Origin of the sequence: Clostridium fessum (genome assembly GCF_003024715.1) — a bacterium.
Classification (GTDB): Bacteria; Bacillota; Clostridia; order Lachnospirales; family Lachnospiraceae; genus Otoolea; species Otoolea fessa.
Genome location: NZ_PYLO01000002.1, coordinates 692,892 through 704,822, shown reverse-complemented (window position 1 = coordinate 704,822; position 11,931 = coordinate 692,892). Strand labels below are relative to the sequence as shown.

Annotated in this window: 13 protein-coding genes; 10 read left to right on the top strand and 3 right to left on the bottom strand. The window is 49.1% G+C overall.

Features of this window, described 5'->3' with window-relative positions; all coding sequences use genetic code 11:
* Window positions 1-55: 55 nt before the first annotated feature.
* Genes C7U56_RS08375 through C7U56_RS08365 form a run of 3 tightly spaced genes read right to left on the bottom strand, consistent with a single transcriptional unit; the run spans window position 56 to window position 2,359 of the window.
* Complete coding sequence (locus C7U56_RS08375) at window positions 56-340, bottom strand: hypothetical protein (RefSeq protein WP_146143920.1); 285 nt, start codon at window positions 338-340, stop codon at window positions 56-58.
* A 17-nt stretch (window positions 341-357) separates the two neighbouring features.
* Window positions 358-1,005: a potassium channel family protein gene (locus C7U56_RS08370; RefSeq protein WP_022360492.1), complete on the bottom strand. Its 648-nt coding sequence runs from the start codon at window positions 1,003-1,005 to the stop codon at window positions 358-360.
* 13 nt (window positions 1,006-1,018) lie between these two features.
* Window positions 1,019-2,359: a TrkH family potassium uptake protein gene (locus C7U56_RS08365; protein ID WP_107000890.1), complete on the bottom strand. Its 1,341-nt coding sequence runs from the start codon at window positions 2,357-2,359 to the stop codon at window positions 1,019-1,021.
* Between the two features lie 426 nt (window positions 2,360-2,785).
* Here C7U56_RS08365 and C7U56_RS08360 point away from each other — a divergent pair, with 426 nt between their 5' ends.
* The 10 genes from C7U56_RS08360 to C7U56_RS08310 all read left to right on the top strand — a co-directional run bounded on the left by C7U56_RS08360 (window position 2,786) and on the right by C7U56_RS08310 (window position 11,921).
* Window positions 2,786-3,553: an NAD(P)-binding domain-containing protein gene (locus tag C7U56_RS08360; protein ID WP_107000889.1), complete on the top strand. Its 768-nt coding sequence runs from the start codon at window positions 2,786-2,788 to the stop codon at window positions 3,551-3,553.
* A 261-nt stretch (window positions 3,554-3,814) separates the two neighbouring features.
* Window positions 3,815-4,987, top strand: coding sequence for an ATP phosphoribosyltransferase regulatory subunit (locus C7U56_RS08355; protein ID WP_107000888.1), 1,173 nt, complete (start codon window positions 3,815-3,817; stop codon window positions 4,985-4,987).
* On the top strand, window positions 4,981-5,697 hold the full coding sequence (hisG, locus tag C7U56_RS08350) for an ATP phosphoribosyltransferase (RefSeq protein WP_107000887.1): 717 nt from the start codon (window positions 4,981-4,983) through the stop codon (window positions 5,695-5,697). The genes C7U56_RS08355 and hisG overlap by 7 nt, the downstream gene beginning before the upstream one ends.
* 6 nt (window positions 5,698-5,703) lie before the next feature.
* Window positions 5,704-6,912: a pyridoxal phosphate-dependent aminotransferase gene (locus tag C7U56_RS08345; protein ID WP_107000886.1), complete on the top strand. Its 1,209-nt coding sequence runs from the start codon at window positions 5,704-5,706 to the stop codon at window positions 6,910-6,912.
* Between the two features lies 1 nt (window position 6,913).
* Window positions 6,914-7,510, top strand: coding sequence for an imidazoleglycerol-phosphate dehydratase HisB (hisB, locus tag C7U56_RS08340; RefSeq protein WP_107000885.1), 597 nt, complete (start codon window positions 6,914-6,916; stop codon window positions 7,508-7,510).
* A 62-nt stretch (window positions 7,511-7,572) separates the two neighbouring features.
* Complete coding sequence (gene hisH, locus C7U56_RS08335) at window positions 7,573-8,190, top strand: imidazole glycerol phosphate synthase subunit HisH (RefSeq protein WP_107000884.1); 618 nt, start codon at window positions 7,573-7,575, stop codon at window positions 8,188-8,190.
* Between the two features lie 127 nt (window positions 8,191-8,317).
* Window positions 8,318-9,028, top strand: coding sequence for a 1-(5-phosphoribosyl)-5-[(5-phosphoribosylamino)methylideneamino]imidazole-4-carboxamide isomerase (gene hisA / locus C7U56_RS08330; protein ID WP_107001021.1), 711 nt, complete (start codon window positions 8,318-8,320; stop codon window positions 9,026-9,028).
* A gap of 84 nt (window positions 9,029-9,112) precedes the next feature.
* A complete protein-coding gene (gene hisF, locus C7U56_RS08325) occupies window positions 9,113-9,871 on the top strand; it encodes an imidazole glycerol phosphate synthase subunit HisF (RefSeq protein ID WP_107000883.1) in 759 nt (252 codons plus the stop codon).
* Window positions 9,872-10,157: 286 nt separating this feature from the next.
* Window positions 10,158-10,844, top strand: a complete 687-nt coding sequence (hisIE, locus tag C7U56_RS08320; RefSeq protein ID WP_107000882.1) for a bifunctional phosphoribosyl-AMP cyclohydrolase/phosphoribosyl-ATP diphosphatase HisIE — start codon at window positions 10,158-10,160, stop codon at window positions 10,842-10,844.
* Window positions 10,845-11,108: 264 nt separating this feature from the next.
* Window positions 11,109-11,921, top strand: a complete 813-nt coding sequence (locus C7U56_RS08310; RefSeq protein WP_107000880.1) for a dCTP deaminase — start codon at window positions 11,109-11,111, stop codon at window positions 11,919-11,921.
* Window positions 11,922-11,931 lie beyond the last annotated feature (10 nt).

Genomic DNA, 11,931 nt, shown 5'->3' with positions numbered 1-11,931 from the left:
CACCACCCCTCTTAAACAATATTATAGCAATTATAGCACCAAAATGTGAAGGTTTCTACTGCGCCCAATTGGATTTGTTGTCCGGAAAAGAAATTTGCTCTGAATCATAGATCACGATTTCTACATGGGCATGACTATTGCGAAACTGAGAAAATGTTTCCTCAAGTTCGTCAGGAGAAATATTTCCGACCAGATGCACGCACGGTTCAGCCTGCTGTTGTTCAGACGATTCTTTGATGCGCTTCTGATTTTCGTCCAGAAAGCGATCCAGCCGTTTCATCAAAACCCAGCCGAACAGGAACATTAGCGCCGTCCCAGCGATCAAAACGCTATCTTCCATATACCCTCACCGTCCATTCAGATTCGGAAGCACTTTTGCAGCGCTTTGTATTCGCCCAACGCTAAAATCGTTATTTCCCCGGACAGCACCGTATCCGGCGTAATGGAAGCGTCGATTTTTCCTGAATGTTTGATGCCGAGAATGTTAATGCCATACTTTCTGCGAATATCCAGTTCACCAACACTTTTGCCGATCCACCCGGCCGGAACTTCTACTTCAAAAATGGCGTGCTGCTCGTCGATCTCTATGTAGTCGAAAATATGGTCGGCAGTGTATCGGATCGCTGCCCATTTTGCCACCTGTTTTTCCGGGTAGACTACCTGGTCGGCACCGTTGCGAAGCAGAAACTTTGCCTGCACATCACGCTCGGCACGCGACACCACGCACTTCGCCCCCAGCTCTTTCAGCAGCGAGGTGGTTTCCAGCGAGTTCTGAAAGTTACCGCTGATGGTTACGATGCAGACATCAAAATTTCCGATGCCAAGAGAGCGAAGAAACTCCGCGTTTGTACTGTCGCCAATTTGTGCATTGGTGACATATGGCAGCACATCATTGATTCGTTCCTCGTTTGTATCGACCGCCATGACCTGATGCCCCAGCTGAGAAAGCTGTACTGCAATATGCCGTCCGAAGCGGCCTGTGCCAATCAATAGAATGTTTTTCATGTGAAAAGACTCCTTATCCAATCGTGATTTTTTCCTGCGGCAGCTTTGCATTCCCCACTTTTTTGCTGGAAAATGTCGCATAAATAAGGGTAAGACCGCCGACTCTGCCCAGATACATGAGCGTGATCAACACCATTTGCGATGGAATGTGCAGCTGCGGTGTAATACCAAGTGTCAATCCCACCGTCCCGACCGCCGATGCCGTTTCATACAGGCAGGCAGACAGCGGAAGATTCTCATATGCGCTGATAAAGACAGCACCGCCAAAGAACAGCATCAAGTACATTGTCAGAATGGTCGCGGCGGTCTTGACGGCGCTGCAATCGACTCTGCGTCCGAAAAATCGGGCACTATCGCGCTGGCGGAAGGTTGCAGTGGCATTGGCAAGCAGAACCGCCAGTGTCGTTGTTTTCATACCGCCTGCTGTAGAACCTGGAGAACCGCCGATCAGCATCAAAAGGATCATTACGCCCTGTGATGCACCGGACATCGTGGAAAGATTTACCGTGTTGAAGCCCGCTGTCCTCGGCGTGACAGACTGAAAAAAGGATGCCAGCAGCCGGTTTCCGGCGGGAAGCGCGGAAAAGTCTGAAAAGAAGAAAAACATAGCAGGCAGAAAAATTAAAAAACCTGTCGTGACCAGAATCACCTTGCTCTGCATTCGGTAGCGATGAAACCGCCACTTGTTTTCAAAGATGTCATCCCACGTCAGAAATCCAATACCTCCGATCACGATCAGCAGCATAATCGTGATATTGATTATCGGGCTGTCCGCGTAGCCGGTAAGAGATGGATAGCGGTTGCTTTCTGTCCCAAGAATGTCAAACCCGGCATTGCAAAAAGCGGATATGGAATGAAATACCGCCATCCAGATGCCACGCCATCCGTAGTCCCGGCAGAATACCGGCAGCACGGCAAGCGCTCCCAGCAGCTCAATCAGAAACGTCCCTCGCAGGATGAAGCGTGTCAGACGGACGATTCCGCCGACCTTTGGTGCTGAAATTGCATCCTGCATGGTGCTGCGCTGCATCAGAGAAATCTTTCGCCCGGACAACAGCGCAAACGATGCTGCTACGGTTACGACACCAAGACCACCAATTTGGATCAGTGCCAGAATAACCGCCTGCCCAAAGGTTGACCAGTAGCAGCCTGTATCCTGTACTACAAGCCCTGTCACGCAGACGGCAGAGGTCGCAGTAAACAGCGTTTCATTGAATGGAGTTACATTCTCTCCAGTCGTGGAGATCGGCAGCATCAGCAGTAGCGCTCCGAGTAGAATGACCCCGGCAAAACCCAATGTGATAATTTGAAAAGACGAAAGACGGCGCTTTCGTCGAATAATCTCGTCCGGCATAAAGGCAGCTCCTTATTTCTGTGATGGTCATATTATATAGCTGGAGATTTTAAGAGCGGATAAGGGAGATTTACGACGTATTAAGATTGAATAAAGATGAGGAGATTGCTTGTGCAGATTGGGCAAGATGGCTTATTTCAATCGCTTTATTTGCGGAAGTGGACAATTTCAAAGAAAATGGCAAGGAGGATATGAACGATAAAATAAGGCGCCGGATCAAAGTGGGGTGCGAAGGTTGAGGGAGGAATTACGATGAAAAACCGGAAAAGTGCGCCGAGATATGAGTAGGATGCTGGAAAATATGTGTTTTTGGTTGTATACTGTGTATGTGAATAAAATCGGGGGAGTAACTATCAGAAAAGTTCGCTCGGAATCGTCTGGAAAAATTTCGGGTAAACGGAGAGGAGAAAGAGAGGGTAGAAGTTTATGAAACTGGGATTTATTGGAACGGGAATCATTACGACGTCCGTCGTGACTGGATTCTGCGAGAGCGGAATGGAGAATCTGCAGATCGTTGTATCGCCGAGAAATAAAGAACGGGCGCAGATGCTGCATGAGAAATACCCGGAGATCGTGTCGGTCGCGGCGGATAACCAGGAAGTTGTGGACCGGTCGGACTGGGTCTTTGCGGCGCTCCTTCCGAAGGCGGCGGAAGATATCTTAAAACCGCTTCATATCGGACCGGAGAAGAAGTTTATCAATCTGGTTGCAACGCTGAGCTTAAAGCGCATTGAGGAAATGTTTGGACCGAGAGAGATTCTGGCGGATGTTGTGCCTCTGACCTTCGCGGCGAACCGCTTCGGACCGGTGGTGATTTACCCGGATATCCCGGAGGTAGTCGATCTGATGAGTCACGTCGGCAAGCCGGTTCCGGTCGATACGCCGAAGCAGATCGCGATCCTTAGGAGCACGACGGGCCTGATGAGCGCTTACTATATGCTTCTGACCGTCATTATCCAGTGGTGTGAGAGAAACGGGCTGGATGAGCCATCCGCACGGGCATACATCACCGAATTTACTGGGGCGCTGTCCCGCAAGGCAGCGACGTGGGACGGGGATCTGGAAGACCTTGCCAGAGAAATGACACCGGGAGGACTGAACTGGATGGCGCTGACGCATCTGGAGGAAAAGGATGCGTATACGCCTTGGACGGAGATTCTGGGGCCGATTTTGGAGAAGGTTATAAAAGAATAGAGTCGAGGTGGAAAAACTCGGGGCGCACATTTTTCACGCCCCGAGTTTTTCTTTTAATTAAAGTGTGAGTATTCTAAAAAAGTAGTTGCTTTTTTTAAGAAGGAATGATAGTATATAGAAAACACTTTAGTACGCTACCATGATAGCAAGATAAACAAAAGTGATGGGAGCTATAACGGCAGGATATAGACGAGCGGGTGATTGTCCGGCGGATTTTGTTGAGCCGGGGCGGTTGCGGCGGCAGTTGAGAGGAGATAGAGCATGAATTTAGAGATTCAGAGCCTTCGGAGGGCGGAGGCGGCGACGCTTCGCCTGAGAGGTCTTTATGAGAGCTATGGATACCGCAAGTACCGGATGGGGCGGTTTGAGGAATATAGTTTGTATGCAGCGAATAAAAGTTTCCTGCTGGGGGAAAATGTGCCGACATTTACGGATCTGGACGGACGCTTGATGGCTCTCAAGCCGGACGTGACGCTGAGCATCGCGAAGAACACCAAGGCAGATAAAAATACGTGCGAGAAGGTCTATTATCTGGAGAGTGTGTATCGTGAGAGCAAGGAAAGCCACACTTACAAAGAGATCAGCCAGATGGGACTGGAGTGCATGGGCGGCGTGGATGACTGCGTGATCGCGGAGGTGCTGGCGCTGGCGCTCAAGAGTCTGGCGGATTTTGAGACGGACTATGTGCTCAAGATTTCCAACATGGATTTCGTGGTGGGACTGATGGAAGAGCTTCCGGTCAATGCCGATCAGAAAGATATCATTTTAGGGCTGATTCGGACGAAAAACCGCAGCGGATTGGAAAAATTGTGCGCGGATCTGGCACTGCCGGAGGGCGATACAGAGAAATTGATGAAGGTTTCCGGGCTGTACGGAGAGTTTGGGCGGGTGCTGGCAGAGGCAGGTGCGATCGCGGATACGCCGAAAATGAAGGAGGCGGTTGCACTTTTATCCCGCCTGTATGAGGTTCTGGAGGCGATGGGACTGGGCGGACAGCTTGACAAGGTGCGGCTGGATTTCTCGATGATCAATGACATTGAATATTATAACGGTATTATTTTCCAGGGATTCTTAGATGGTCTGGCACGCCAGGTTCTTTCCGGCGGCCAGTACGACGGTATGATGGCAAAATTAGGAAAGAAAGCCGATGCGATCGGATTTGCCATCTATTTGAAAGAGCTGGAGCGCCTGCCGGAAAAGAGCATCCGCTACGATGTCGATGCGCTGGTACTCTATGAGCCGGATGTCGATGTAGTGCGCCTGTGCCAGGCGGTTGAAAGTCTGCGCCGTCAGGGACTGCGCGTGCGGGTGGAGAAAGCTGTGCCGGAGGATCTGCGTTACTGCTATCTGTACCGGTATGACGGACGTCTTTCCCTGGAAGAGGACCGGGAAAATGCCTTTCAGGAGAATGGAAAGGAGGGCGCGAGATGTTAAACATAGCACTGCCAAAGGGAAGACTGGGCGATCAGGTGTATGAGCTTCTGGCGTCGGTCGGATATGACTGCAAGAGTATTTACGACGAAAATAGAAAACTGGTGTTTGAGAACCCACAGACGGGTGTCCGCTACCTGCTCGTAAAGCCGAGTGATGTGGCAATCTACGTCGAGCACCATGCGGCAGACGTCGGAATCGTCGGAAAAGACATTCTGATGGAGAGCAACCCGGATGTATACGAGCTTCTCGATCTGGGACTTGGAAAATGCCGGATGTGCGTGGCTGGAAAAGAGGATTACGTCGAGGACAAAGACCGACCGGTGCGCGTGGCAACGAAATTTACGAATATTGCGAAAGAGCATTACGCGAAGCTGGGACGCGATATTGACATTATTAAATTAAACGGAAGCATTGAGCTGGCGCCGATTCTGGGACTTTCGGACGTCATCGTGGATATTGTAGAGTCGGGCAGCACGATCCGTGAAAATCACCTGAAAGTGCTGGAAGAGTTCCTGCCGATCAGCGCCCGTTTCATCGCCAACAAGAGCAGCTTTGAGTTTAAAAACAAGCAGATCACCGAGATGGCGGAAAAGCTGAAGGGCGCGGTGGAAGAACACCAGAAGAAGAAAGAACAGGAAAAGAAGGAAAAAGCAGAGAAAGAGAAACAGGCAGCAAACGAAGCAGCCGCAGAGGACAAAAAGGAGGCGTAGGCAGATATGAGCCGTTTTTTGAGCAAAGCAAGCGAATCACTTCTTCCGTACACACCGGGCGAGCAGCCACAGGGACGGAAATTTATCAAGCTGAACACCAATGAATGCCCGTATCCACCGAGCCCGAAGGTTGCGGAGGCGATTCTGGCGGGGTATGAGGAAATTGCGGCTGGTTGTGGCACTGCGGGGGCAGCAGGCAGGGCAGAAAAGGCTGACTGTGGATGTGATGCAGGTGCGACAGAAGCTGGAAAAATGGCGGAAAAAGTGGCTCAGATTATGCCGCCGGAACTGGCGAACCTTCGTCTCTACTCGGATCCGGAGGAGCGCGTGCTGATCGAGGCGATCGCCGCTCACTACAGAGTCGGAACCAATCAGGTCATCGCAGGCAATGGCTCCGATGAGATCCTGGGATTTGCATTCCGGGCCTTCTGCGATTCGGAAGCACCGCTGCAGTTTGCGGATCTGACCTATGGCTTCTATCCGGCGCTGTGCGGTCTCTATGGCATTCCGTTCAGGGTAGTTCCGCTGGAGGAAGATTTTACCTTAAATATTGAGCCATATAAAAATTGCGGAAATAACGTGATCATTGCCAATCCGAACGCCCCGACGGGGATGAACCTGCCGCTCTCTGCGATTGAGGAAGTGGCGGCATCCAATCCGGACCGCGTCGTGATGGTGGATGAGGCATATGTGGATTTCGGCGGAGAATCCTGTGTATCACTGCTTCCGAAATACGAAAATCTGGTGATTATCCAGACCTTTTCCAAATCCCGCAGCTTAGCCGGCGCGCGCGTCGGATTTGCGATCGCAAACCCGGAACTTATCGCGGATATGAACCGGATCAAATACAGTTTTAACCCGTATAACGTCAACCGCCTGTCGATTCTGGCTGGCGCGGCGGCGATGCGCGACTGGGACTACACGAAAGAATGTACCGGGCGCATCTGCAAAACGCGTGAAAAAACGACCGAGGCGCTCCGGGCACTTGGATTTACTGTGCTGGATTCGAAGACCAACTTCATTTTTGCCAAGAGCGGCGATATGCCGGGAAAAGTCTATTTTGACGGACTGCGCGAGGCAGGAATCCTGGTAAGACGCTGGGACAGCGAGCGGATCAAGGATTACGTCCGCATTTCCATTGGATCGGAAGAGGAAATGGAGACATTTGTGAAGGAGACGGAAAAACTGGTGGAAGCAGCGAGGAAAGGAAGGTAGCATGGCAGCAGAACGGAAAGTATCTCTGGAACGGAATACCGCAGAGACGAAAATCAGCCTGTCGATTGATTTAGATGGAACGGGAAAATATCAGGTCGATACGGGCTGCGGATTTTTAAACCATATGCTGGAACTCTTTGCCAGACATGGACGGTTTGACCTCACATTGAAATGTGACGGAGATACGCAGGTCGATTACCATCATACGACAGAGGACATCGGAATTGCCCTGGGACAGGCAATTTTAGAGGCGCTGGGCGACAAAAAGGGAATCCGTCGCTATGGAAGCTTCCTGCTTCCGATGGATGAAACACTGGTGATGACGGCCCTCGATTTAAGCGGACGCTCCTATCTGGTCATGGATGTGGACATCCCGACCGAAAAAGTGGGCGATTTTGATACCGAGCTTGTAAAGGAATTTATGACTGCACTGTCCTCCAACAGCCGGATGACGCTGCATTTCAAGATGTTTCACGGAGAAAACAGCCACCATATCATCGAGGCGATGTTTAAGGGACTGGGCCGGGCACTTGGTGAGGCGGTGTCGATCGATGAAAAATATAAAAATGAGATTCCTTCGACAAAGGGAGTTCTGTGATTTTCGCGCGTGACTGTGAAGGTACTGAACAGTTACCACATTAGATAATAGGGAGGTCGCGAATGATAACGATTATTGATTACGGCGTCGGAAATTTATTTTCCCTCAGTTCTTCTCTGAACTATCTGGGATTGGAAAATAAAGTCAGCCGGGATCCGGAAGATCTGAAAAAAGCGGATCACATTATTTTACCGGGCGTCGGCGCGTATGGAGATGCGATTGCGAAGCTGCGGGGATCCGGCATGGCGGAACCGCTCTTAGAAGAAGCCAGGGCGGGCAAGCCGATCATGGGAATCTGCCTTGGAATGCAGCTTCTCTTTGATAAAAGCTATGAATACGGCAAGCATCGGGGTCTGGGACTGATTCCGGGTGTGATGGCAGATTTGAGGGAAGACATTCCGGCAAACTTAAAAGTGCCGCATATGGGCTGGAACAGCCTGCATCTGACCGAAAAAGGGAAGAAGCACCCGCTGTTCAAGTACAGCAAAGAGGGCGATTACGTCTACTTTGTCCACAGCTTTTACGGAAAGGACTGTGAAGAAAGCCTGCTGGCAACGTCAGAATACGGTATTCCGGTGACCGCGTCTGCGGCCAATGGAAATGTCATGGGCTGCCAGTTCCATCCGGAGAAGAGCGGAGAAGTGGGACTGCGGATTCTGAAGGCATTTGCGGAGATATAAGATTATAGGTTTGAGAAAGAAAACGGTCTGTTGGGGCTTGGCAAAAAGCGCGAGAATAAGCGCGTGAATGGAAAACAGAAAATCGTGGATTGCGAGGAAAACAGACGGTGATGGAGAGGACAAGAACATGGAGTTATTTCCGGCGATTGATTTGCGGGGCGGCAAGGCCGTGCGACTGGTGCAGGGCGATTATAACCAGATGACAGTATTCAGCGACCGACCGGAAGAGGTGGCGCTGGGATTTAAAGCGCAGGGCGCAAAAAATCTGCATGTAGTCGATCTGGACGGCGCGAAAGATGCGGCGCTGGCAAATTTTGATACAATAGAGAAATTAATCAAGACAACGGGACTTTTTGTGGAAGTCGGCGGCGGCCTCCGCAACGAGGCATCCATCGATAAATACCTGTCACTCGGAGCCGGACGCGTGATTCTCGGCACGGTGGCAGTCACAAATTACCCATTTGTCGAGGAAATGGTCCGCAAATACGGAGATAAGATTGCGGTCGGTGTCGATGCCAAGGACGGCTTTGTGGCAACCCACGGCTGGCTGGAGACGAGCGAAGTGCGCGGCGTAGATTTCTGCCGCCGCCTGCGCGATACCGGAGTGAAAACGGTGATTTACACCGATATTTCCCGCGATGGGAAGATGCAGGGAACGAACCTGGAGCTTTATAAAGAATTATCGCAGATTGAAGGGCTGGATATCGTGGCGTCCGGTGGAATCAGCAGCCTCAAGGAGATTGATATTTTGAAAAATGAGGTGTATGGTGCAATTTTAGGAAAAGCGCTGTATCTGGGTGCGATTGATTTGAAGGAAGCACTGAAATATTCCGTTTAGGAGAAGCATCGTATAAAAAGCGGCGAAAAAATCATTCGAATCGTTCGAATAAATAATCAGAAAAAGAAATCAGGAGGGAACGGCATGATTTCAAAACGTATTATTCCGTGTCTGGATGTAAAGAACGGGCGTGTCGTGAAAGGCGTCAATTTCGAGGGAATCCAGGATGTGGCGGATCCGGTCGAGATGGCGGAATTTTACAACCAGAGCGGCGCGGATGAGCTGGTATTTTATGATATTACGGCAAGTGTAGAAGGAAGAAAAATCTTTACGGACATCCTGACGGAAGCGGCAAAACGGGCTTTCATCCCGCTGACGGTCGGCGGCGGCATCAGCACGCTGGATGATTTTGACCGGGTATTAAAATGCGGCGCGGACAAAGTCAGTGTCAACAGCGGCGCGATCAAAAATCCGGAACTCATCACCGAGGCGGCCCACCGCTACGGCGATCAGTGCGTGGTGCTTTCGATGGATGTGAAACGCGTGGGAAATGAATTTCACGTATTTAAGCAGGGCGGCCGGGTCGATACCGGTATCGATGCGCTGGAATGGGCAGAATCCGGTGTCAAACGCGGCGCAGGCGAGCTGGTAGTCAACAGTATCGATACCGACGGCGTGAAGCAGGGATTTGATATTCCGATGCTTTTAGAGATTGCAAAGCGCGTCGATGTGCCGATCATTGCATCCGGCGGCGCGGGAAAGAAAGAAGACTTCTTAGAGCTCTTCCAGTATCCGCAGATCGACGCGGGACTGGCAGCAAGCATTTTCCATCGGAAAGAAGTGAATATTAAGGAATTGAAACAGTATCTGGCGGAGAATGGGGTGGAGATGCGGTTGATCTAAATCATCCTAAATTGCGAAGGGAGTGAGAAGTTTGAGGGCGGTGCTAAGTTCGAAAAGACCTCACTAAGCACCGGCGTATGCGATGTTTTCTACAGTTTTTGGATGCCTGTTCTCCTGTGGATCATAAAGGAGAGCGTCGGCGTTGCGCTGACCGTACGAAAACATGGGCTATCAGGCAAAAATCCCATTGCTGTAGGCAATTTTTAATGGATTTTGCGCGTGACTGTGAAGATACTGAACAGTTACGATGTAATTAAAATTTTATGTGGTAAGGCAGGATAAAAATATGAGTGAGAATATCAACGAGATTGCAGGCGTAGAGGCGTCGTTTAAAGTGGATGAATTGAAGTTTAATAAGAAAGGTCTGATTCCGGCGATCGTGCAGGATCATTATAGCAAGAAGGTTCTGATGATGGCGTGGATGAATAAGGAGAGTCTGGAGATCAGTCTTCGGGAGCGGAAGACCTGTTTTTACAGCCGCAGCCGTCAGGAGCTTTGGAGAAAGGGCGAGACGAGCGGGAATGTGCAGCATATTTCCAGTATTTATGCGGACTGTGATAAGGATACGCTGATTGTCGAGGTAGTCAAGGAAGGTCCGGCGTGCCATACGGGCGCGGAGAGCTGCTTTTTTGAGCCGGTTTACCAGAATGAGGAGATCACGCCGTTTTCCTATGAGGGACTTTACGACCTGATTCTGGGACGTAAGACGAATCCGAAGGAAGGAAGCTACACGACGTATCTGTTTGATAAAGGTCTGGACAAGATCCTCAAAAAAGTCGGCGAGGAGTGTACGGAGGTTATCATCGCAGCAGCGAAGAAGGACAAGGCAGAGACAATTTACGAGCTGGCAGATCTTTGCTATCATGCGATGGTTCTGATGGCAGACGCAGGCATCAGTGTAGAGGATGTGACGAAAGAGCTGGCGAAGCGGCATGTGGTGGATCATAAGGTGAAGCAGGAGTATATGAAGTAAAAATGCTTTAAAGAAGATGAAGGCGGTGTCTGGCAGGGGTGCTGGATGCCGCTTTTTTGTTATAGAGGCTCCTAAAAAAGTGACAAAAGAGGACATGAAAATATATGGAATAGATATAGATGCCTTTGTGTTCTTTTGTTTATTATGTATAATATTTACTTTATTAATTGTTGAGAAAAAAAGAAAAATAGACCTGTCAATCACCTTGAAAAAGGATCCGGATGTGCTATAATATTAGAATCAAAGAAAAGGCAGGTGAGTTATATGATATTAGTTGATAAAAATATAAAGGAATTATCTGCTGAAGGAAAGCTGATTAAAGAAGCGTATACGGAAGAAAATGTCAATAGTATATCATATGATTTGACACTTGGAAGTTTTGCAGACAAGGCAGAGACTGAGAAAAAATTGATACCTGGTGCCACGGTGATAATAAAAACGAAGGAAAAATTAAGTATTCCAGATAATATTACCGGGCGAGTGGGAGAAAAGAATTCACTGTTAAGAATGGGATTAAAAGTGGATGGTCCACAGTACCAGCCGGGTCATACAACCTATGCCTTTCTTCGCGTCCAGAATATCTCTGCGGATGAGATAACTTTGAAAGTTGGCATGCATATAGCACAGATATACTTTGAAGAATTAAAAGAACGACCAGAAAAAACATATGCAGAGCAGGAAAATGCATCCTTTCAGAACGAAGATGAGTATAGACATTTTGGAAAATACGAAGAAGCCTATAGAAAAAATATTAAAGCTTTCGAGAAAATGCAGGATATCAAAGAGAATATTGAGAGTGCGTCACATCGTATTTATGGAAATGTCCTGACATTGATGGGAATTATAGTTGCTATTTTTTCGCTGATATCTATTAATTCACGTATATTTGATGGACAGACAATCAGCCCATCGTATATCATTGCGATGAATTTATCACTGACATTCTGCATTGCCGTGATGCTGGGAATGATTCTCTTTTTAATTAATAAGGGAAGAGGAAAAGGTTTTGCGATTATATATGGAATTGTATTGTTGATTCTGGGAATTGCATCGGTTATATTTTGTTCAAAATTCTAAAAATAGGCCT

What these genes read in the sequence shown, in the direction of transcription:
- C7U56_RS08375 (WP_146143920.1), bottom strand. Translation starts at nt 340, where the DNA reads ATGGAAGATAGCGTTTTGATCGCTGGGACGGCGCTAATGTTCCTGTTC.
- C7U56_RS08370 (WP_022360492.1), bottom strand. Translation starts at nt 1,005, where the DNA reads ATGAAAAACATTCTATTGATTGGCACAGGCCGCTTCGGACGGCATATT.
- C7U56_RS08365 (WP_107000890.1), bottom strand. Translation starts at nt 2,359, where the DNA reads ATGCCGGACGAGATTATTCGACGAAAGCGCCGTCTTTCGTCTTTTCAA.
- C7U56_RS08360 (WP_107000889.1), top strand. Translation starts at nt 2,786, where the DNA reads ATGAAACTGGGATTTATTGGAACGGGAATCATTACGACGTCCGTCGTG.
- C7U56_RS08355 (WP_107000888.1), top strand. Translation starts at nt 3,815, where the DNA reads ATGAATTTAGAGATTCAGAGCCTTCGGAGGGCGGAGGCGGCGACGCTT.
- hisG (WP_107000887.1), top strand. Translation starts at nt 4,981, where the DNA reads ATGTTAAACATAGCACTGCCAAAGGGAAGACTGGGCGATCAGGTGTAT.
- C7U56_RS08345 (WP_107000886.1), top strand. Translation starts at nt 5,704, where the DNA reads ATGAGCCGTTTTTTGAGCAAAGCAAGCGAATCACTTCTTCCGTACACA.
- hisB (WP_107000885.1), top strand. Translation starts at nt 6,914, where the DNA reads ATGGCAGCAGAACGGAAAGTATCTCTGGAACGGAATACCGCAGAGACG.
- hisH (WP_107000884.1), top strand. Translation starts at nt 7,573, where the DNA reads ATGATAACGATTATTGATTACGGCGTCGGAAATTTATTTTCCCTCAGT.
- hisA (WP_107001021.1), top strand. Translation starts at nt 8,318, where the DNA reads ATGGAGTTATTTCCGGCGATTGATTTGCGGGGCGGCAAGGCCGTGCGA.
- hisF (WP_107000883.1), top strand. Translation starts at nt 9,113, where the DNA reads ATGATTTCAAAACGTATTATTCCGTGTCTGGATGTAAAGAACGGGCGT.
- hisIE (WP_107000882.1), top strand. Translation starts at nt 10,158, where the DNA reads ATGAGTGAGAATATCAACGAGATTGCAGGCGTAGAGGCGTCGTTTAAA.
- C7U56_RS08310 (WP_107000880.1), top strand. Translation starts at nt 11,109, where the DNA reads ATGATATTAGTTGATAAAAATATAAAGGAATTATCTGCTGAAGGAAAG.